Genomic DNA, 21080 nt, shown 5'->3' with positions numbered 1-21080 from the left:
TCAGATCATCATCGTTCTTCCACTTTCAAACGAAAGGCCGAATATGAAGAAACTGCCAGGAAAAAAACTGCTCAGCGCGCTGGCGCTCCTGCTGGCTACCAGCTCTTTTGCCTATGCGCAAAATGAGCCGGCGCCAAGCCCAGCTCCCGGAGCCGCGTTGGAAGGCCATCCCGATGCACGCAACGACCGTAATTCGGCGTCTTTTTATGATGGTAGCCACCGGGTAAGTAGTATCCAGAGCGTCATGCGTTGTAAGGATGGCACGCTGCACAAAGCCCGCGCCGATGCTTGCCGTGGTCATGACGAGAAGCCGAAATAATCATAGGCATTGTTGACGCGTGTTGAAGGCGTCAATGGTAATTGCACTGATATATAAATTTAGAATATCTGTTATTGGCTAAATAAAGCAGACAAGCATGCTGCATCGCCATATAGTTACACCTGTCTCCTCCAACACCTCCTAAGGTTTGGATTCAGCCCGCAACCGCAAGGTGAGCGGGCTTTTTTTTGTCCCTACGGCTTGCATCGTGGTTTTGCGCTGACGCCGATCAATGCAGCACAAGTTTCCTGCCTTGTTGTGAGCAGAGCAAAAAAATCCATACGAATCAAATAGATAAGCCGCCAGCTAAAAGGTTATCAACAGGCTTGCGCACAATTTTTGTGGGTAACTTGCCAGGGGCGGCATCTTTGGATTCTTTGCCGAGAAGTTCGAGGCGCGGCAGAATGGCCCTGCATTGTTGCGAGCATGGCAAAAAAATCGATATAAATCAAATAGATAGCTGGCCAGTCAGAAGGTTATCAACAGGCTTGCTCACAATTTTTGTGGGTAACTTGCCGGGTAAAAGCTGACCAGATCTGCTGTAAACCATGCTGATCAGCCATGAATACGCGGTTGTGAGCAGCGCAATAAAATCCATATGAATCAAGTAGATAGCCTGTCAGCTAAACGGTTATCAACAGGCTTGCGCACAAATTCTGTGGGTAACTCGCTTGAACACCGCAACCTTGTATTTGTCGCGCACAATAAAAAGCCCCGCAATGGGCGGGGCTAGTGGATTCGCGTAGCAAGTGCGCTATTAGAAGCGCAGGAACGAGCCGCTCAGGCGTTTGTATGGAGAAGTCCAGATGGTCAGGACTTTCTCGATCCAGCTTGGGCCCGCGTTGAGTGCGCTGTCGGTGGCGTGGAAATAGTTGTCAGGACGTGCTTGCGCTTGCATCGAACGTGTCGACATCGGGAGTGGAGGAGAGATACTGGCCATGATTTTGCCTTTCAATTAGTCGTCTTTGTTGCAGTGCAGTATAGGCAATCTCAAATAACTAAGCCAATTTCGGTTTTAGATACTCGCCATATGATTTATGAATATCAAGCAGATGGAGGACATTCTTGGGATGTTTGCGATGCGCCGGAGGCATGACCAGATTGTGTGTGCCGCGCCAGATTTGGAGGGAATGAACAGGGGCGCGTCAATCGCTAAAGTGCTGCTTTTATGCTAGAACCTTATAAGCATATAGCTAACATATTGGCAGCCGACAATTTTCGTGCTGTAATGCAGCAAGCCACAGCATGGCTATATGGAGTCGGGCGCGGCGATCAATTGTGTCGCCACCGTCATTCTTGCTAGATGTAACTTCACTGCGTTCGAAACGGAGAAAACCATGAAAAAACTCTCAGGCCTGGCCTTGCTCGCTTGCTGCTTTATTTTTAATCCAGCATTTGCGGAAAATGCGCAGCAAAGTAAGATGGCATCGTGCAACAAGGATGCCACTGGTAAAACCGGAGATGATCGCAAGGCTTTCATGAAAAGTTGTCTGAGTAGTAAGCCTGCCGCCGCCGCACCGATGAGCCAACAAGAAAAAATGAAGTCGTGCAATGTTGACGCTACCGGTAAGAAGGGCGACGATCGCAAGGCGTTTATGAAGCAATGCCTGTCAAAGTCGAACGGCTAAAGCGTTTCTTCACAAGCGGCGATCCAGTCGCAAGCAGAAAGCCTCGCTTATGCGGGGCTTTTTTTTGATTTTCATTTTGTTACCAAATTGCCGTGTTGGTACGGGAATTAATGTTTATCATGCGGAGTCGAAACAAAGCACGCATTTTTAAGGAAAACCAGATGAAAAAATTAGCGCTCACCCTGACTCTCGGCCTGGCCTGCGTCGTAGCCCAAGCTGCCGACTGGCAATCCGTTGGATCCAGCGATACATCCGAGCTCAAACTGGATCAAGCATCGATCAAGGAAAACAAGGGTATCCGCGAAGCCTGGTCAATGTGGAATTTCAAGGATGCGCGCAAGAACGAAGGCGATCCAAAATTCCCTACTTTCCATTCATATCAAGATTTCACGCTATACAACTGCAAGGCCAAGACATTGCGTCTGGCAGGTGAAGTGCTGTACGCCGAACTCGACGGCGCCGGCGCCAAGCTGGACCACAGCGATGCGCTGAAGAACTCGCCATTCACCAAGCCCGCAGCAGGCTCAGTGGCCGAAGTCATGATGAATTTCGTCTGCGCGTTTCCTCTCGCCGGCAAATAATCAAGCTATCAAATCGCAATATGCGTGGACCGTTGCGGCCCGCGTGCCGCAATGCCGGGGAAGTGGCGAGTCTCCCTAACTCGCCGAAATGGCTTTGACAGGGCAGCTGTTATGCTTGCTGTAGGCGCGGTCAAGTCGTCTGCTCTTTTCAGGTATGCTTCCGTCACCAATAGTGATTCACGACGCGGAACGAGGTGCGAAATTCCCGCACCGGTTGTATATCCAATCCTTTGCTGTAGCGAATCTGTAGCACTCGTATTCTGCTGCGCCTGTATCCTCCAGAGTTGTGCAAACTCGAAGACAAACTTGATCATGAAAAAACAATACATCGCCGTATTCGCACTATTGGCCGCAACAATGATTTCCGCCGCATCGGCCCAGGAAGGGACGCCGCGAGTATCGCTGGATAACGCAAAGCCTCCTGCATCCGAGGAGTGCAGGCGACTGCAAGACCGCATCGATGAACTCAACCGAATGGATGACGAGCGGCTTGCCCGCGGCGGCAATAACGAGCGCCAACTCAGTCCGGTGCAAACCAAGGAATGGATCAGCAAGGAACGCAAGGACGCGCAGACCAAGATGTTTTTTGCGAAATGCCAATAGCGCCGACTTGTCGTAGTTAGTTGCTATGCCCAACGGCCTTGTTCGAGCGTGTATGCTTGGGCAACAGAAATCTGTCCCAGCATTCTTGCAGTCTTTGCTATACTCACGCCCAAGTCGTTGGGTACGTTATTTCGACCTATCGAGTTTGATATGAAATGCTATGGGCGCTTGATTTGAAGTAAGCACTCTTCGCATTTCTGTTCCAGTCCTCGCCATAGTTCAAGGGGACATTCCTTAAGTAATTACTGACTTTGCGGTCCGCTCGTATCAATCCTGTATCAGCCACTCCCCAAATTAGCCCAAAATCAACAGTATGAGAAGTACTTTGACGCTTTTCTATTGCTTGTAAAGGCGGGTGAGTTTTCTCCCATTGCGGCCGACAAAAACGATCTAACCACGCAATTGCGCATTCCGGTAGAGTTGAAACTCCGCGCGGGTATCCGATGGTGGACTAGCCAGCCCTTGGCTATCAGCATCGCTAGGTTTTCCGCTGTGCGATCTCCGTTTCGACGACACTTAGGCGCGCTTCCAACTCAGCGGTCAACTTGTATCCCTTACGAATTGTAGAGACTCTTTGTACGGCGTCTTCTTCTGCTCCACGAGTCTCGCCGAGAATCTCCGCTACGAGGACTTGTATATCTACCCAATCTGGATGGCTAGACGCGAGGCCATCGGCAATCTCAAACGCAATACGATGCTCCTTCTTTAGAAGAAAACACATCGCAAGGTGGCGCGTCGCCTGCGCGTGACCAGCAGCGACGATTGAGCCGCCACAACAGCTATCGCTCAATGCGTTATACAGCGGATTTTGATCACCGCCATCTAGATCGATTGCCACTAGGACACAGACGCCCACGTAGTCGTGGGTATCGACGAGATTTTTCAACGTGGTCGTCTTTGACTTATTGGCATCATCATTGAGATGCGGCAAGCATAGGGACTGGATCTGACGTTGAAGGTCAGCATAGTTGTCTTTAAACGGAGAGGACAGCGATCCAATTCCCGGTCCGCTGAGGATGCTAGCAAAAGCGAGTAGGCTTATAAGTAGCTGCGACGACGACATGGATGTAGTCAGAGAATCTACAAAAGGACCATACTCCACCCTCACGTGTCCGCGATGATTCATCCTATGGATCCCTTCGGTCTTCACGAACGTCTTGTAGCGAGCAAGTGTCGCATCGAGGCGAATAGGCCAGCTCTTGGAACCAGCACATTCTGCGAGGAAATTATCTACTGACTCGTGCGGAGCACTGCCGATTTCGCCGAGTACGTGACAGACCAACAATCGCCTTGGCGCCGGAGCGCCTTCACCATAACGGACGAGGATCTCTGCGAGCGGGTATGGCCAGCCGCTGCGGCAGGAAAGGATGAGTTCAAGGATACTCCTGAAGTCTGAATCTGAACGCTGCTCGGACAATGTTGCCGCGAGAAACTGGTGCGCCTTTCGAAACTCGTGCTTTGACAGTCGATGTCCCGTTCCAAAATGCTCGACTTCGTCGATCGTCTCCATCGGCTGCGAGCCTTGAAATGCATTCCAAAAAAATTGCCTCGAATCGCCTCTTTGCGCATCATCACCGTCGAGCCACCGGACAAGATTCTTGCGATAGGCTTCTTCGTCGTTAATTGGCGGGAGTTCTTGCGGCGGTTGGATGATGACATTGTCGCCAGCAAATGGGACAGACATTCCGCCACCAGCAGTAACACCATATATGCGCTGACCATCGGCAGCATACGTCCGCAAAAACAGAATGCTGCGACATGCCTTCATGAACGAGGCACTGACGCGTTCATAGAAGCTAAGTCCTTGGCTCAGATCGTAGGAGTCTAGGATCGCAACGAGCGAAGGCACGGTATAAGTATCGTCAATTTCGAGATGGGCTCCAATGACGTCGCGAACATCGCGTGCCGTTTGGAGTTCGGTCTGGAAGTTCGAGGCAGCAACAAAGTCATCGATCGAAGCGGAAGACTGACCACTCACCCTGATGAGTTTGTTCAATCCTTCCATTTCTTGGGGAGCCCCCGCCGCAACCGGGCGGGTCACAAGGCAATCGCAGAAGCTGACAATGTCTGTGACGATCCGCGCCCTGAGGATGCGAACGATCGACGGATGAGCAACGAACTTTGCGAGGAGGTTTCTCTGAATGGAGACCCAACGACGTATAAGCGCGAGCTGAGCGGCCCGCGCATGCACTGGCGTCGTATTTAGCGAGGCAGTCGTATTGCTTCGGGTCATTGCTAACGAGTCCGCTCCCATTTCAACCCAGTTACTTTGATCGTTTATGCGTTGGTACTGGCGAAGCGCTTCAACCACGCTTGGATCGGCAAGTTCTGCCGGGGACGTGTAGGTAGCGAATCCGGGCAGGTTAAGGGCCGTTAGACTTTCGTAAACCTCCCGCGCCCCTTCCACAAAAAAACCGATTTTTATAATCTCAATGTCGTTCCAGAGTTCTATCCGCTTACCAAAGTCAAAGTCCTGTACATGCGCGCCGAGCCGATTTCTGGAAACTTTGAAATATTCAACGAAGACGTTGGCGTAATCTTCCTTCTTCTTGTGGAAGTTGCGTATGTCGTAGCCTGCATTTTTGAGCGGCTTCCGCAGACCCCGCGCATGTTCAATAAAATTCTCTGTTCGCACAAGAATGTGACGAGAAAGGGTACGCGCAACGAAAGGGTCGCTGGCATGCGTCGCGAGATGAAATGCAACGTGCATCTCATCAACGAGGAATTTTAACTTCTCGACTCGATTTGCTATCACTGAACAGCCCCCGGTATGTACGTTTCTCACAAAGTAAGTGCTACGGCCCTGGCATCCCGCTCTGCTCATGGATAACCGTGAGATCGTTTGCGTATTGAATTCTACGCGTCGGAGCCGTGTATTGGCTCATCGAAACTTAAACCAGAGTGCTTTGTGCTGTCCGCTTACGGCAATTAAACAGTCCTTGAACTAGGCTATGCAAAAGTCGGAAGAGGGGCGTTTGCTGCCCGTCGCAAATCTCATCGGTCGTTCATGCACGGACCGTAAGGTCAGTGCGCCACAGCGCAGCGGCAAATTTGCAACCAGCGCCCGCAACAACGTTAGCGAACAACCTAAAGTTGCTTATAAGGCAATAAATTCGTGGCTTTTGTTGCCTGTCGCTAATATAAAGTACCCCTCGGGAAAGCCATAACCTTTATAACCTTTTTTGGAAAGCGGCTGAAAACCCTTGCGGCATAAGGCTTTGCAAGATTCAGCAAACTATAACCTCGGCATAACCTTGGCATAACTAGGTTATAAAGTTAAAAATAATTTCTATAAAAATAAATAATTATATAAATCAATGACTTAAAGTCTGGTTATGTTTTAGGTTATCAAAAGTTATAGTTCAACCATAACCACCTAAAGTTATATAAATCAATGGCTTACGGAGCATAAAATCGTCTGGTTATAAAGGTTATGCTTTCCCCGAGGTCAAACCTGAAATTGGTTTTCCATCGTCCACACCAGAACCCATTTTTACCCCTTAGCGTGCGTCGTTTTGCGTCACTTTTTTGCGACGTATTTGTGCCCTTCGACGCCAGGTTTTTCCTATGTGCGTCATTTCAAAAAATTTGAGTCGAAACCGCCCAATTTAGCGGGCAGGCGTGGCGGGGGGATGACTGCCGCGCCAGCCTCGTTGTTGTTGCCTACGCACCACAATTAGTCCGCCGAACAAGTACTTTCCAATTCCGAGATGAGCCTGGAGCGGAGCCAGGTGTTGGGGTAGTTGATAGTTAAAAAGAACTCATATTCTAGTGCATTGTAGTTGGCGCAGGTTGTGAGGGGGAAGCCGCGGAGGGCGTAGCCCGTAGCGGCTTCCCCCTCGATTAAACTCCGCACTCGGACTTCGATCATGCCGCGTCGTCTCTTGCGTAGCGCCAGACGTCCCTGAATTCGCGCACCTCCATGGCGACGTCGTCCATCAACTGTTCGCGAGCCCGGCGCACTGAACGTGCGGCATCGATGTCAGTGACACTGCGGGCTTGCTGGATCAGGCTGTCGATCGTGATGCCATCTCGCAGGAAGCTGCTCGCGTTAGGCAGGCTAAGAAGCTTGTCCAGCGGGGTCATGACGTCCTCGTGCCGATGAATCCGGCGTGTACGTCCGGGCTTGCTGGGATCTGGCACCTCGGTGCCGAACAAGCACGGCCGGTGACGATTCAGGAACGGATTCAAATACCTGGAACAGAAGGTATTAAACTGCTCGGCGCGTTCGGCTGGGACATGCGAGTAGCCGAACTGGCGGCGCACGATGACGCCGTTTTTTGCCTCTGCCAGGGCGTTGTCGTTGCAGTGTCGCGGGCGTGACCGGGTGAAATCGATCTGTTGCTCTTCAAGTAATTTTGCGACATCGTAATTGACGTATTCAAAGCCGCTGTCCGAATGAAAGCCCTGGATCGTGAAGGGAAACTGCGCCAACATTTCGCGTAGTACCGGCACCATGTGTTCGCGCCTCAGGGTTGGCACGCTGGCGACGACCTCCCATTGCGTGACGCAGTCCACGGCGTTGATGTGGTATAGCCCACGGCGGCCGTGCAGATTGCCCTGGTGGACGCTGTCGATGCGAATAAAGCCGGGACGGTTCTCTGGCCTGGGTGCTCGACGTGCTGCAATGGTTGCGCCACTTGGGTCGCTGCGGGTCTTGGTCTGCACAGTGTGGCGTGCGCGATATGCCTCAGAGCGTCGCAGATTGTAAAGGTGCGACGGTGACAGATGCTGCAGACGGACAAAACGCTCATCACCATAGATTGCATACATGCGCCGCAATACGGCCACGGTGGCCGGTCCTGAGAGCCGGCCGTATTCGCGTTCGACCTCGGCCAGTGCATCAAGGTCGGCGTCGGTGTAACGCCGGGCGAAGGCGTTTGAAGGCGTCCGGCGTAGAAACAGCAGGCGCTTGCCGTGAAGCCACCGCTCTACGAGTCGTGTAACGTGGGCGCGGCTAAAGCCGCTGAAGCGGCGCAGATAGCTCAATAGCAGTCCGCGGTCTTGGCGCTTGAGTTTCCCGTAGCCGAACCGGGTCAGAACCGATTCAATCCATTCACAACGGGCTAGCGAATCTTCTGTAGGCGTGAATTCCAACGTCTCGGTGCCGTCGAGGATGGCACGTAGTTGCTCTATGGTACGTATCTTGGTTTCGTTCAAGTTGATGATCATCCATGAATCATCAACCACCGTGACGAGTTCGCCGCCCATCGGCAAACCGTCTTTCCGAACCCAGATTTGTGCTCAGGCTCACCTTCCGTTGGAAATGCACTTTCGATCTGGGCTAAAACCCTCGCCCAGGCTCATGTGCCGTTGTACAACGCTAACAGTGAACGATTGCAAAATTTAATAAAACGGCAACACTTAACAATTAATTCCTCACTACACTCTTTCTTCCAATGCAATAAAAAGAAAGAAAGCTGTAGACATGGGGAAGTTCGTTCAACGTAAGCGGCAGTATTCTTCGGGCCTTGCCAAGCGCATTGGCCTGACTTTGCTATTGGCTGGCACCGCCCACAGCAGCAGTGCACAGACTGCTCCGCTGCCGGATCTGGAAGAGTTGCGGCGTCGTGACCCCAGTGTGCAAACGCCGTCGAGCGAAGAGCAACGGCGTCGTGATCAGGCCGATTTGCAGGAACGTCAGCGACAATTACAAGCGCCTAACGTGAGCCTGGAAGACAAGGCCGCAGCTGAAGCGCTGGAAGGCTTGAGCGTCCCCAGCGAATCTCCTTGCTTCACCGTCCACCAGTTTGTCCTTGAGGTTCCCCCTCAATTATCGCCTGCCGTCCATGCGCTGGGTGCAAGCGATCTTCCGTTCGATAACTTCCGCTTTGCCCAAGACTACCTACGCCAATACGACGGCGCCTGTATTGGTAAAGGCGGCCTGAATCTAATCGTCAAGCGTCTGACCAATCTGATTCTGCAACGCGGCTATAGCACGACACGGATTGGCATACCTGAACAAGACCTGACTGGCGGCGTGTTGACGCTGGTATTGGTTCCTGGCGTCATTCGCGCAATCCGCTTTTCTGATCCGACCCTGTACGGCACCTGGCGCAGTGCATTCCCGACTGGTCCCGGCCAGTTGCTCAACCTGCGCGACCTGGAGCAGGGATTGGAGCAGATGAAGCGCGTGCCTAGCCAGGATGTCGATATGCAGATTGTTCCTGGTGACGTGCCTGGCGAGAGCGATGTCGTGATTCAGGTCAAACGCAGCAAGCCGTGGAAGCTGACCGGGACGTTTGACGATAGTGGCGCCAATGGCACCGGCAAGCTGCAGGCAGGGTTGAATCTGGCGGTCGACAATCCTTTGGGGCTGAACGATCTATTCAACATCGGCATCAATACCGATGCACAGCGCAAAGCCGGTCAACGGGGCACCAATGGCAACAACGTGTATTACGCCGTGCCTGCCGGATATTGGAATTTTGCGGTATCGGGAAGTACCTATGATTATCACCAAGAGGTAGCTCAGGCAAGCCAGACCTTTGTGTCGAGCGGGAAGTCGCGTAATCTGGAACTTAAAATCGCCCAGCTGTTCCAGCGCGATCAGGCACAAAAGAATAGCTGGCAGTTCCGCGTCGGCAAGCGCTGGAATCATGCTTACATCGAAGACAGCGAAATCGCGGTGCAGGAACGTAACACCACATTTGCCGAACTGGCCTGGGTGCACACGCATTACATCGGTAACGCTCAGCTCGATCTGACGGTCGCTCAGAAGTGGGGTGTCAACTGGCTCAATGGGCAGACGTATGCCCGCAATTTGTCGGGGCAAGAAGATCCGAGCACCAATAATCTCCACTACAGCCTGCAGACGGTCGATGCGACCTTGAGCGTGCCTTTCCACATTGCCAGTCAACCGTTGACCTACATCGGAACATTCCGTGGTCAGACGACACGTTCGGCGCTCTACCTGGCAGATCAATTCAGCATTGGCAATCGGTACACCGTGCGCGGCTTTGATGGCGAGCTGACGCTGGCCGCTGAACGCGGCTTTTATCTGCGCAATGAATTGAATCTGCCAATCGCCAACAGTGGCCAGTCCGCGTATGTCGGCCTGGACTACGGGCAGGTATATGGACCCAGCGTCGGAAACCTCCTTGGCAACAAGCTGGCCGGTGCGACTGTCGGTCTACGAGGCGGCCTGTTCGGGCTGACCTACGACGTGTTTTCCAGTTGGACGCTATACAAGCCGCAAGGTTTCAATACGGCGATGCCGGCGGTCGGCTTTAACCTCGCTTACCAATATTAACCATTTAGAAATAGAGAATAAAAATGCACATCATTCATCAAAAAACTGTTGTCTCTCAACTGACTAAGGTCGCCAGCTTGCTGATTCTAGGTGCATTGAGCGCCTGTGGCGGCGGAGGAGACAATGGAAGCAGCACTACTAGTACCGGTACAGCCGCGCCAGTTGTCGCACCTGTCACGGCACCTGCAGTTACTCCTGTGGTGAATACCCTGCCCTTTAAGCGTATGGGATTTGACTTTAGCACTACGGGGATAACGCAAGGAACCGATTTGGGAGCGACAATTGATGCCTCCGCCAATATGACTTTTGCGCACCAATCCGCGGGTTCTCAGGATACTGGTCCAAACATTAATTTCACACTCCCATCTGGATTGCCGGGTGGCAGCGTCGTAGCAAGCAATCTCTTTTCTATCAATAATGTCGCGGCGGATAAGAACATCAGAATATTGTCGCCGAATGCAACCAAGTTTGTACAAAACGTCGCTTGGCGCAATAGCGACGATCCGACTGTGGTCGGTTTTGATTTGGCCGGTTATGTGACTGATCTGACCGCCGTGACATGGCCTGCTGCAGGTACAGCGACTTATACAGGCACGGCCTTTCAATACACGATAGAAAGCACTAACCCACCAGGTCCCGTAATCAATGCGCGCGCTCTGTACTCATCAAATGTTGTTGCGACCGTCGACTACGCAGCACAAAAAATCACCATTGTAGTTGCCGGTAATCCTGTGCTGATCGAGAGCAGCGGCACACCATCCGTTGTTGATCCGAGCAAATTTGCAAGCACATTGACATACACAAATGTGAATTATGCGGCGTTGTTGTCTGGCTTCGACAGCGGCCCGTTGACGAGTGGTTTGGGGCTCGGGGGCGGCAGCAACATGTTGCGGTTCTTTGGTCCTAATGCAGAAGAGTTTGGTGCAGTTTTGCAGTTCGGTGGTTATCTGAACTCGAATCTAGCGACTCAATTCATTGCTTTGGCCTTGCACAAACAGTAACCAACATTGAGCCATGCGTGGCTTCTCACCAACATGAGATGTTGGTAGCGATGCAATCTGATACTTAGTCTTTATTTGCCCTGGACGAATTATGAATACCCAAAATTTCCGCGTGATTTTCAACAAAAATCGTGGCCTGTTCATGGCCGTCGCCGAGAACGTCTCCAGTCAGGGCAAAGCATCGGGAGCCGGTAGCGCCTTTGCGACCACCACCACGCCTCTACTGCGCTTCGCACACATGGCAGTGACGGTGGCGATGCTCTTTGGCGGTGTCACGCTTGTCTCAGCCCAGATCGTCGCCGATCCTAATGCTGGCAGCCGCCGCCCATCCGTTGGCGTTACCGCCAGTGGTATTCCGCTGGTGAATATTGTTGCGCCTAACGGCGCTGGGGTGTCGCACAATCAGTACAGCATTTTTGGGGTAAATAATTCTGGGGCGATTTTAAATAATTCTAACGTTATCTCTAATACCCAACTCGCAGGGCAAGTGCAGGGTAATGCGAATCTGAAAAATGGTAGTGCATCGGTGATTTTGAATGAAATCACCAGTACAAATCGGGCGGTCATAGGCGGCACAATTGAGGTGGCCGGTCAGCGTGCCGTGGTGGTGATTGCCGATCCCAACGGTATCACAGTAGGTGGCGCGGGAACAACGGCGAGTTATATCAATGTATCACGTGCCATTCTGACGACAGGCACACCGGTGTTGGCTGCCGATGGCAGCCTTAGCACGTTTCACGTCACTGGCGGCGATATCCAGATCGGCAGTGCAGGCCTGAACGCTACCAGTACCGATACCCTGGATCTCATTTCGCGCAGCATTGCCGTCAATGGTCCGGTATGGGCCAACCAGCTCAATGCGGTCGTGGGAACAAACGAGGTAAATTACAACGGTTTGGGCATCAAAGTGCTGCAAGGCGATAACAACAAACCGGCCTTGGGGGTGGACATTGCCTCTCTTGGCGGCATGTATGCCAATAAGATCTACCTGTTAGCCAATGAGAGTGGTGTTGGCGTGAGAAGCCTGGGCAATATCGCCTCCAGTGCGGGCGATCTGAATCTGGACAGTCAGGGCAAGATCACGCTTGCCGGTCCAGTGAGCGCCACGGGTCAGGTGACGATACACAGTCATGACGGCATCGTCAATAGTGGCACAGTCTACAGCGGACAAGCAGCACAGCTATCGAGCGACAATCAGATCGCCAATACCGGCACGGTTGCCGCACAAGGCGACCTGACACTGTATGCCGGCAGCATTGCCTCAACGGGCGTGCTGGGTGCTGGTATTGATGCCGCCGGCAAAGCCACACAGAACGGCAACCTATCGTTGATTGCGGCGGGTAATCTGAGCGCCACAGGGCAGAACACAGCCGGCACCAATGTCGGCATCAACGGCGCCAGCGTGGATTTGTCGCATGCACAGACCAGCGCTGGCGGCACGGTCGCAGTCACGGCCCGTAGCGGTGATATTGACCAGACTGGCGGTAATCTGCAATCGACGGGTGCCGCGACCCTCAGCGCCAGTGGCGCTGTAATCAACGATCAAGCGGTTGTCAATGCCGCACAGCTGTCATTGACTGCAGACAGCCTCAGTAATCAGGGCGGCCAACTCATTTCTGCCGGTGCCGGGAATCTGAATGTGACCGGTGCAGTGTCGAACAGGCAAGGCGTGCTGCAAGCTGGCTCTGCGTTGACCGTGCAGGCCGGCGCCATCGACAACAGCGCAGGCCGGATCACCTCGCTCGATACGAGCGGTTTGACGCTGACGACTACTGGCCAATTGACCAATGCGGCGGGAACGACTGCAGGGGGGACTGCGGGCGGCGTCATCGGCGGCAATGGCGACGTTTCTGTGACGGCTGCCGGTGTGTCCAACAGCGGTCAGATCAGCGCCGGCAACAATTTATCGACAACCGTCAGCGGCGCGTTAGATAACAGTGGCGGTAACCTGTCGGCAGGACAGGCGTTGCAAGTCAATGCGGCCAGTGTCAAGAACGCTACCGGGATAATCAATGCGTCGACCGTTGCATTGACGGCGCCGCAACTCGATAATTCGCACGGTAAAATTACTGCGGACCAGCTGACGATCCACGCTACCGACCTGACCAATGAAACGGGGCAAATCGCCCAATTCGGTACAGGCACCAATGTCATTGCTGTTGCCAATGCGCTCGACAACAGCAACGGCGGTGTGCTTCAGACCAATAGCGCCGATCTGACCTTGACCCCGCAGACGCTGAACAACGCCGGCGGTAGCATTGCCCTGGCAGGTAGTGGAACGTTGACGGTCAGCGCTAGTAACGGCGTGTTACAGAATCAGCAAGGCAGCATCGGCGGTAACGGCATCACCAATGTGAGTGCGCTTTCGATTAACAACCAGGGCGGCAGCATGTTTGGTCAGAAAGCGACGACCATTGCCGCTACTCAGGGCGACATCGACAACAGCGCCGGCGGCTATCTGGGCGGCAGTCAGTTGACTGTGAATGCGGCAGGGGCCGTCAACAATACCGCCGGTAAAATCGAAGGCACGCAATCGGGCCTCACGGTCAATGCGAACAGCCTTTCTAATGCTGCAGGAACCGTACAAAGCCTCGGTGGCGCGCCGCTCTCAATTACGGCAGCGCAAGGCATCAGTAACGGTGTCGCCAACGGCGTCGGCGGCTTTATCGGTAGTGCTGGTGCCGCTAACATTAACGCTGGCCCGGTCGATAACACCGGCGGGACATTGTACGCAAAAGATGCGTTGTCTCTGCAATCGAATGGTCAGCTGACCAATTCCTATGGCGTCATTCAAAGCGGCGCAGACCTATCAGCCATTGCTACGGGTGCCGTAGACAACGCCAACGGTCGTATCGAGGCCAATGGCAGCACAGCGACGATGACGGTCTCCGGCGCCAGTGTGGATAACACGTCAGGCCGGATTGCCAACAGCGGGACAGGACTAACGCAGATCAACGGTGGCAGCCAGATCACCAATACCAATGCGGCCAATACACCCAATATGGGCACCATCGGCGGCAATGGCGACCTGACCCTGACCAGTACGAATCTGGACAATAGCAGTAACGGTCAAGTCATCGCCGCCGGGAATTTAACGTTAAATACCAGTAATAGCGTCAACAACAATGCCGGTAACGTCTATGCGGGTCAGAGCCTGCAACTGAATCAGGCGGGCGCGGCAGTGACCAATGTTGGCGGTCGTATCACCGCCGGCGGCCCTGTCAATGTGAGTGTCGCCAGCTTCTCGAATATCTTTGGTCTGCTTGCCACCAACGCCGGTGGCGACATTGCACTGGCCACCAGCGGCAATCTCGATAATACGGCCGGGACCATCGCCAGCGCTCATAATCTGACACTGACGGCGCCGACGCTGGTCGGCAATGGTCAAGTTGTGGCCCAACAGGATGCCGTCATCAGTCTGCAGGGAGATTACGCCAATGCCGCCGGCAACCTACTCACCGCCAACCGCGACCTGACATTGTCGACCACGGGAAATCTGACCAATACCGGCAATCTGGAGGCAGTACGCAATCTGACCTTAAATGCGGCCAATGTCGATAATCAAAGCAGTGGCTTGATGAATGCGGGCAATGGCGAGACGGTCATTCATTCGTCCAATGCGATCACCAATACAGGCCGCATCTACGGCAACGATATTGCGTTGGGCGCGCAGACGCTGACCAACGATGTCGATACGACGACCAATCAGGCCGGCGTGATCGCTTCGCGCAATACGCTGCAGATCGGTGCGCAGCAGATCACCAACCGCGAACATGCGTTGATTGAGAGCCTGAGCGATATGGCCATGGGTGGCGCGCTCGACGCCAACAACAATGTGACCGGCAGCGCCGCCAGTATTTTAAACAGTTCGGCGACCATCAATTCCGGCGGCGCGTTGACGCTGCAGACGGCGTCGCTGTTGAATCAGAATAATCACTTTACGACGATCCAGCAGATCGACCCGACCCAAACCACGCAGGTGACTGAATATGCGCAGTGGGCGGCGCCCACGACCTGGTACACGCCGAGTCAGGTCACCTGGAGCGACAGCGGTGATGGTGGGATTGTGCTGGTGACACCGGATGGCAACCGCTTCGAGAAATTCTATAAGAGAGACTATACGCAGACGGTCGCTAAAACCGTGGTCACCAGCAGCGATCCTGGTCAGATCAGCTCAGCCGGTAACATGACCTTGTCCGGTAATGTGACCAACGATAAGAGCACCATTATTGCAGGCGGGACTCTGGGCGGCATGGTGGGCAGTATCAATAATATTGGTGCGACCGGTTCCATCGATACGGTCGACCACATGACCGCCGGCGAGAATTACTACCATTGGGTGAGCGGCCATCCGCATCAGAATTACTACACGTATGACAATAACGGCGCGGCTTATGATGTGAATCTGCCATCGACCCCATTGGCCCTGCAGGTCTGGACCGTGCAGCAGAACACGCAACCAGTGACCGGCCCGAACCAGGCGGTCGGCAATGGCGTCGGCGGCAGCGCCTTGCCGAGCGTGGGCGCTCTCCAATTGGGCGCTAATCAGTCAGGTCTGACAACGGGGGCTGCCAATGCCAATACGGTAGGTAAAGCCAGCGGCACGAGCAGCAGTCATCAGACTCTCGGGACGTCTCAAGCGCCGTTGCCGAATCTGGTCTTGCCGAATAACCAGCTCTATACCGTACATACGCAACCGAATCAGCCGTATCTGATCGAGACCGATCCGAAATTTACCAATTACGGCAATTTCCTCTCCAGCGACTACATGTTAGGTCTCTTGGGCGTCAATCCATCCGCCACAGAAAAGAGATTAGGCGATGGTTTCTATGAGGAACAAACCGTTACCAACCAGATCGCTCAATTGACGGGTAAGCGCTTCCTGGATGGCTATGCCAGCAATGAGGATGAATATAGGGCGCTGATGGACTCTGGCGTGGCGACGGCAAAACAGTTTCAGCTCACGCCCGGCATTGCGCTGACCGATGCGCAGATGGCAGCATTGACCTCTGACATCGTCTGGATGGTGTCGACCGATGTGACGTTACCGGATGGCACGCATACGCAAGTGCTGGCGCCGGTGGTGTATCTGACCCGAGCAGACGCCAGCGACATTTCGCCGACTGGAGCGCTGATATCGGGTAAAGATATTGATTTGAAGGTGAACGGTACGTTGCAAAACGGCGGTACGCTGCAAGCATCGAACAACATGATCATCCAGGCAACGGATATTGCCAATACCGGCAATATCCGCAGTACCGGGGCCAATGGTGCGACCATTCTGGTCGCACAGAATGACGTGTTGAACAATGGCGGCAGCATTTCCGGTCACCGTGTCGGTATTCTAGCCGGACGTGATGTGACGATGAGCACTGATGCCATCTCAGCGACCAGCGTGCAAGGGACTAACACGGTGCTGGGATCTGTTGCTAGCGTCACCGCTGATCAATTGTCGATCCAGGCTGGACGCGATATCAATCTGGCTGCGGTGAACGTCAATACCACGGGTGATGCGGCGCTGTCGGCTGGACGTGATGTGAACCTGACGGCAGTCAATACGCAAAGTACCTATAACGTCACCTACAACGCTGACAATCACCTGTATGAAAATCAGACACAGGTCAACGGCACGAGCATCAATGCCGGCGGCAAGCTGGCGCTGGTTGCTGGACAGGACATCAACGCTGCGGCGGCTTACGCCAATGCGGGCGGCCAGTTAGCGGCTGTCGCCGGACGCGATGTCAATCTCGGTACGGCACAACAGACAAGTAGCCTCGATCAGGCAATCTACACCACCTCGCATGGCATGCTGTCATCGTCGAGCAGTCGGTCCCAGAGAAATGATAGCGGCACGACAGCCGTGGGCAGCACCCTATCGGGTGACAGCGTGATCGTTCAGGCGGGGCACGATATTGGTGTGACTGGCAGTAACGTGGTTGGAACGAACGATGTGTCGCTGAGCGCTGGAAATAATGTGACGATCACCACGTCGCAGAACACCAGCAAGAGCAGTTTCAGTAGCGAAGAAAAAACTTCCGGCATGTTTAGCAGTGGCGGGATCGGTGTGACAATGGGATCAAAGGAGCAACAAGATATTCAAATAAGTCAGCAACTGACGAACAATGGCAGCACTATCGGTAGCACGAACGGAAATATCAGTATTAACGCCGGCAAGACATACACGCAAACAGGTAGCGACGTACTGGCCCCGAAGGGAGATATTGGCATTGCCGCGCAACAGGTGAATATTACTACAGCGACAGATACGATGAGCGCAAGTGAGGACACCAAGGCCAAGCAAAGCGGCCTGACTCTGACATTGACTAGCCCGGTCATTTCAGCCATACAGACTGCGCAACAGATGAATCGCGCTGCTGGGCAATCCAAAGACAAACGAATGCAAGTCTTGGCGGGTACTGCTGCGGGCTTGTCGTCGTACGATGCGTACAATGCCGTATCTGATAACCCTAGTCAGGCTGGTGGTGTTAGCGTCAGCCTGAGTATTGGCGGTAGTCAGAGTCAAAGTCATAGCGAGCAAACTAGCTCGACAGCCAAGAGTAGCAACGTTGCCGCTGGTGGTGACGTCATCATTAATGCAACCGGGGCAGGCAAGGCCAGCAATATCAATGTAACTGGCTCGAATGTCACCGCCGGCAATAACGCCACTCTCAACGCAGACGGCACTATCAATTTGCAGGCAGCACAAAGTACCGATGCTCAACATTCTACTAATAGTTCGAGTAGCGCATCTGTTGGGATTGGTTTCTCATTGGGTGGGCAGCAAAACGGTTTCACTCTGAACGTTGGGGTGTCAGGTGGTCGTGGTAACGCGGATGGCACGGACAGCACCAATGTAAATACGCATGTCACCGCAGGCGATCAACTTGCCTTAAATTCGGGTGGCGACACCAACATAAAAGGTGCTATTGCTAGCGGCAAACAGGTTACGGCCAATGTTGGCGGCAATCTCAACATTGAAAGTTTGCAAGACACGAGCGTCTATGACAGCAAGCAAACTAGCGCCGGCGTTAGCGTCAGTATCTGCGTTCCTCCATTTTGCTACGGTACCAGCAGCGCAAGCGGGAATTTTTCTAATAGTAAAGCCAGCAATAATTATCAGAGCGTCACTGAGCAATCGGGAATCAGGGCCGGCGATGGAGGTTTTATTGTGAAGGTGAATGGCAATACTGATCTGAAAGGTGGTGTCATTGCTAGCACCGATCAAGCTGTGCAAGATGCTAAAAACAGTTTCACGACAGGTACTTTGACAACCAGCGATATTCAGAACAAATCTAATGCTAGTGCCGATAGTATGGGCGTCAGTTTGAATACCGATATGCTCAGTCAAGGGAAATATGGCGCAAGTAAAGCAATTATTGGCAATGCTTTAGGTAGTGGTTCAGAATCAGGCTCCTCCTCAGGAGCAACAAAAAGTGCAATTAGTGCTGGTATCGTCAAGATCACGAATGATCAGCAACAGCAGGCCATAACTGGCAAGAATGCCGCAGAGACTATTGCAACTTTAAACCGTGATACGACAAATTCTCAAATATCGGCTCAGCGGCAAGATGTGCAAACTATGCTCCAAGAAGCGCAAGCAGCACAAACTATTAAGCAGACATTGGTTACTCAGGCGACAAAGTTTACCGATGAGGCTTACCGTACCGCCTTCCTGAAAAATGCTGATATATATGTAGTTGAGAAAGATGCCGACGGTAATGTAACGGCGCATCTGTTGTCGGATGAGGAAAAGCAAAATTTGCAGCCTGCAGCTGATAACAAAATTCACGTTGCCGATAATGGGATTTTCAACGATCTTGCTGGAGCTACAAAATACGCCGATCAACACAGTTCAGCTGGTGATGGGCCGCAGTATTTGATTCACTTTGATATAGCAGATAATGCGCTTTCCGAACTGATGATTGCGGGGTATCAAAAATATTTAGAGGGCGATGTGATGGGCTTGACGAATGCTACTCAGGAAACCAAGTCCGTCATGCAGCAATATGGAGAAAGCGGCTTGGTCCTCGATGGCCACAGTCGTGGAGCCATGACTGTGGGCAATGCAATGGAATCATTACAAAATCAACCTGATGCACAAGGTTCGTTGAGCAATACTCTTATTAATTTCTTCGGGCCAGCCTATAACGCTGTCAAAGCAGATAACATTTTGAGTAATTTGCAAAATCGCGATACGGTGACCGACCCCACTCAGAAAAATAACATGGTATTGACGTATGAAAACAATATCGCTGATCCCGTTGGGCGCTTGATTGGGGGGAATCCTGCTACAGGTGGAACTATCCCTGACGGAAGCAGCATTTTCTTTCAAGCCCTTCGGGCAGCAACAGGGCAACCTGTCACAAGCCACAATTGTTATGGAGCATCTGGAAGTGAAAGTTGCGGCAAATTCTGGCAAGACTCTCCTACAATGACCCCTGTCCCACAAGCCGTTAGACATTACTAAAAGGAAGGATTTATGTTGAGGAAAAGGATCTGCTTTTTATTACTGGCACTCCCTTTAAGTGCTTGTGCCTATAAACCATTTCAACCAAATCCCCCAATGTTTCAAACATATTTTAAAGCTGGGGTGGATGAGGAGGGGGTGAAAGTGGCAATGCGTCAATGCGGTTATTCCAGTGTGGTTGGACGGGTAGCTGGTGACACAGTGAATGATATTGCGAAGAGACAAAACTGTATGTTCGCAAATGGCTTCAAATTCCGTGATGGCTCTAAAGGTATTTGTTCATGGGCTAACGACAAAGAGAGTATTCCAGCCTGCCAGGCAGACAGATAACGATTCAATTAACATGAAAAATTGGGGACAGTAATTCGTGCGCACAAAAATGACAATAATTTTATCTGCGATGGCTCTAGCCGGCTGCGCTGGATTATACAATGGCCCATCCGCATCAGATTGTTATGGAAAAGGCCAGCCAGGATGCGAAAAATATTGGGGCGATTCTCCGAATAAAAGGCCAGTGTTAAAGCCGGTTCGACAATACCCAAGCTCCACTGACGAAAAAGCGAACTGATGCAATTTAAAGGCAATCAATGAAAATCTATTGCGCACGCATTATTCAATTTGGGGCCTTGGCTTCTATTGGCCTGGTCACTGGATGTGGAAACATTGCCACAGTGCGGTCATTTTCAACACCCTATGCAGAACCGAGCGGGGCAGGTGATGTTGCGCAGATTCGAGTTATTACGAATGGAATGGTGCGTGCAGTGCCAGGTCAATCTTGTATTAACTGGCGGTCTGCAGGCGCTGGGGTCATGGTCGCGGCACAAAAAGGCTTTGCAAATTTAAACAACCGTGATTTGCAAATTCCGAAGACTCAGTCAGAAACTAAAGTTCTTATCTCGGGCGACTCAAGTATCGCACGTTCAGAACTTCGCATTTCGGCGAACATGCCTATCACGCTTAACTTTATGAGCCAAGGGTATATATCAGGACCGAACAGATATTCTTGCCAAAAATCTTTGTCGTTTGTTCCAAAGAATGGGGAAAATTACGAGGCGATTTTTCTGGAGCAAGGATCGCAGTGCCTATCAAAAATTAGCATGATTTCGTCTAATGGCGCGGTAGCCGTGGCAGATGTTACTGTAATAAGCGACGTTAAGTTTTGCAACGCAACGGACAATTTTTAACTAGCAAAAGTTATATTCTTGGCAGATAGAATACGTTGCAGCGTT

The 21080-nt window shown here is 52.5% G+C and carries 12 protein-coding genes; 9 read left to right on the top strand and 3 right to left on the bottom strand.

The window, feature by feature from the left end:
* Positions 1-43: 43 nt before the first annotated feature.
* Positions 44-319, top strand: coding sequence for a hypothetical protein (locus ACIPF8_RS07870; protein ID WP_400419211.1), 276 nt, complete (start codon positions 44-46; stop codon positions 317-319).
* Between the two features lie 757 nt (positions 320-1076).
* Here the strand turns inward: ACIPF8_RS07870 and ACIPF8_RS07865 are convergent.
* Positions 1077-1259, bottom strand: coding sequence for a hypothetical protein (locus ACIPF8_RS07865; RefSeq protein ID WP_400419208.1), 183 nt, complete (start codon positions 1257-1259; stop codon positions 1077-1079).
* A 397-nt stretch (positions 1260-1656) separates the two neighbouring features.
* Here ACIPF8_RS07865 and ACIPF8_RS07860 point away from each other — a divergent pair, with 397 nt between their 5' ends.
* The 3 genes from ACIPF8_RS07860 (at position 1657) to ACIPF8_RS07850 (ending at position 3131) form a co-directional block, all read left to right on the top strand.
* Positions 1657-1947: a PsiF family protein gene (locus ACIPF8_RS07860; RefSeq protein ID WP_400419205.1), complete on the top strand. Its 291-nt coding sequence runs from the start codon at positions 1657-1659 to the stop codon at positions 1945-1947.
* Between the two features lie 161 nt (positions 1948-2108).
* On the top strand, positions 2109-2528 hold the full coding sequence (locus ACIPF8_RS07855) for a surface-adhesin E family protein (protein WP_400419202.1): 420 nt from the start codon (positions 2109-2111) through the stop codon (positions 2526-2528).
* A 312-nt stretch (positions 2529-2840) separates the two neighbouring features.
* A complete protein-coding gene (locus tag ACIPF8_RS07850; protein ID WP_400419199.1) occupies positions 2841-3131 on the top strand; it encodes a hypothetical protein in 291 nt (96 codons plus the stop codon).
* Between the two features lie 478 nt (positions 3132-3609).
* Here the strand turns inward: ACIPF8_RS07850 and ACIPF8_RS07845 are convergent, their stop codons facing one another.
* A complete protein-coding gene (locus ACIPF8_RS07845; RefSeq protein WP_400419198.1) occupies positions 3610-5886 on the bottom strand; it encodes a hypothetical protein in 2277 nt (758 codons plus the stop codon).
* A gap of 1112 nt (positions 5887-6998) precedes the next feature.
* Positions 6999-8342, bottom strand: coding sequence for an integrase (locus tag ACIPF8_RS07840; RefSeq protein WP_400419195.1), 1344 nt, complete (start codon positions 8340-8342; stop codon positions 6999-7001).
* A gap of 217 nt (positions 8343-8559) precedes the next feature.
* Here ACIPF8_RS07840 and ACIPF8_RS07835 point away from each other — a divergent pair, with 217 nt between their 5' ends.
* The 5 genes from ACIPF8_RS07835 (at position 8560) to ACIPF8_RS07815 (ending at position 21035) form a co-directional block, all read left to right on the top strand.
* On the top strand, positions 8560-10383 hold the full coding sequence (locus ACIPF8_RS07835) for a ShlB/FhaC/HecB family hemolysin secretion/activation protein (RefSeq protein WP_400419193.1): 1824 nt from the start codon (positions 8560-8562) through the stop codon (positions 10381-10383).
* A 23-nt stretch (positions 10384-10406) separates the two neighbouring features.
* A complete protein-coding gene (locus tag ACIPF8_RS07830; protein WP_400419190.1) occupies positions 10407-11384 on the top strand; it encodes a hypothetical protein in 978 nt (325 codons plus the stop codon).
* Between the two features lie 91 nt (positions 11385-11475).
* Positions 11476-19851 carry a hemagglutinin repeat-containing protein gene (locus ACIPF8_RS07825; protein WP_400419187.1) on the top strand — a complete coding sequence of 2792 codons (8376 nt, stop codon included), beginning with the start codon at positions 11476-11478 and terminating at the stop codon, positions 19849-19851.
* A gap of 12 nt (positions 19852-19863) precedes the next feature.
* A complete protein-coding gene (locus ACIPF8_RS07820; RefSeq protein ID WP_400419184.1) occupies positions 19864-20181 on the top strand; it encodes a hypothetical protein in 318 nt (105 codons plus the stop codon).
* Positions 20182-20438: 257 nt separating this feature from the next.
* Entirely contained in the window at positions 20439-21035 is a 597-nt protein-coding gene (locus tag ACIPF8_RS07815; RefSeq protein ID WP_400419181.1) for a hypothetical protein, read from the top strand.
* The last annotated feature ends 45 nt before the right edge of the window (positions 21036-21080 follow it).

The organism is Collimonas sp. NPDC087041 (assembly GCF_044745265.1).
Classification (GTDB): domain Bacteria; phylum Pseudomonadota; class Gammaproteobacteria; order Burkholderiales; family Burkholderiaceae_D; genus Collimonas.
Note: the sequence above shows the minus strand (reverse complement) of the source record. Positions and strands in the feature narration are given on the sequence as shown.

Excerpts from the sequence above, each read along its gene's own strand:
- ACIPF8_RS07870 (WP_400419211.1), top strand. The coding sequence starts at position 44 with ATGAAGAAACTGCCAGGAAAAAAACTGCTCAGCGCGCTGGCGCTCCTG.
- ACIPF8_RS07865 (WP_400419208.1), bottom strand. The coding sequence starts at position 1,259 with ATGGCCAGTATCTCTCCTCCACTCCCGATGTCGACACGTTCGATGCAA.
- ACIPF8_RS07860 (WP_400419205.1), top strand. The coding sequence starts at position 1,657 with ATGAAAAAACTCTCAGGCCTGGCCTTGCTCGCTTGCTGCTTTATTTTT.
- ACIPF8_RS07855 (WP_400419202.1), top strand. The coding sequence starts at position 2,109 with ATGAAAAAATTAGCGCTCACCCTGACTCTCGGCCTGGCCTGCGTCGTA.
- ACIPF8_RS07850 (WP_400419199.1), top strand. The coding sequence starts at position 2,841 with ATGAAAAAACAATACATCGCCGTATTCGCACTATTGGCCGCAACAATG.
- ACIPF8_RS07840 (WP_400419195.1), bottom strand. The coding sequence starts at position 8,342 with ATGGGCGGCGAACTCGTCACGGTGGTTGATGATTCATGGATGATCATC.
- ACIPF8_RS07835 (WP_400419193.1), top strand. The coding sequence starts at position 8,560 with ATGGGGAAGTTCGTTCAACGTAAGCGGCAGTATTCTTCGGGCCTTGCC.
- ACIPF8_RS07830 (WP_400419190.1), top strand. The coding sequence starts at position 10,407 with ATGCACATCATTCATCAAAAAACTGTTGTCTCTCAACTGACTAAGGTC.
- ACIPF8_RS07825 (WP_400419187.1), top strand. The coding sequence starts at position 11,476 with ATGAATACCCAAAATTTCCGCGTGATTTTCAACAAAAATCGTGGCCTG.
- ACIPF8_RS07820 (WP_400419184.1), top strand. The coding sequence starts at position 19,864 with ATGTTGAGGAAAAGGATCTGCTTTTTATTACTGGCACTCCCTTTAAGT.
- ACIPF8_RS07815 (WP_400419181.1), top strand. The coding sequence starts at position 20,439 with ATGAAAATCTATTGCGCACGCATTATTCAATTTGGGGCCTTGGCTTCT.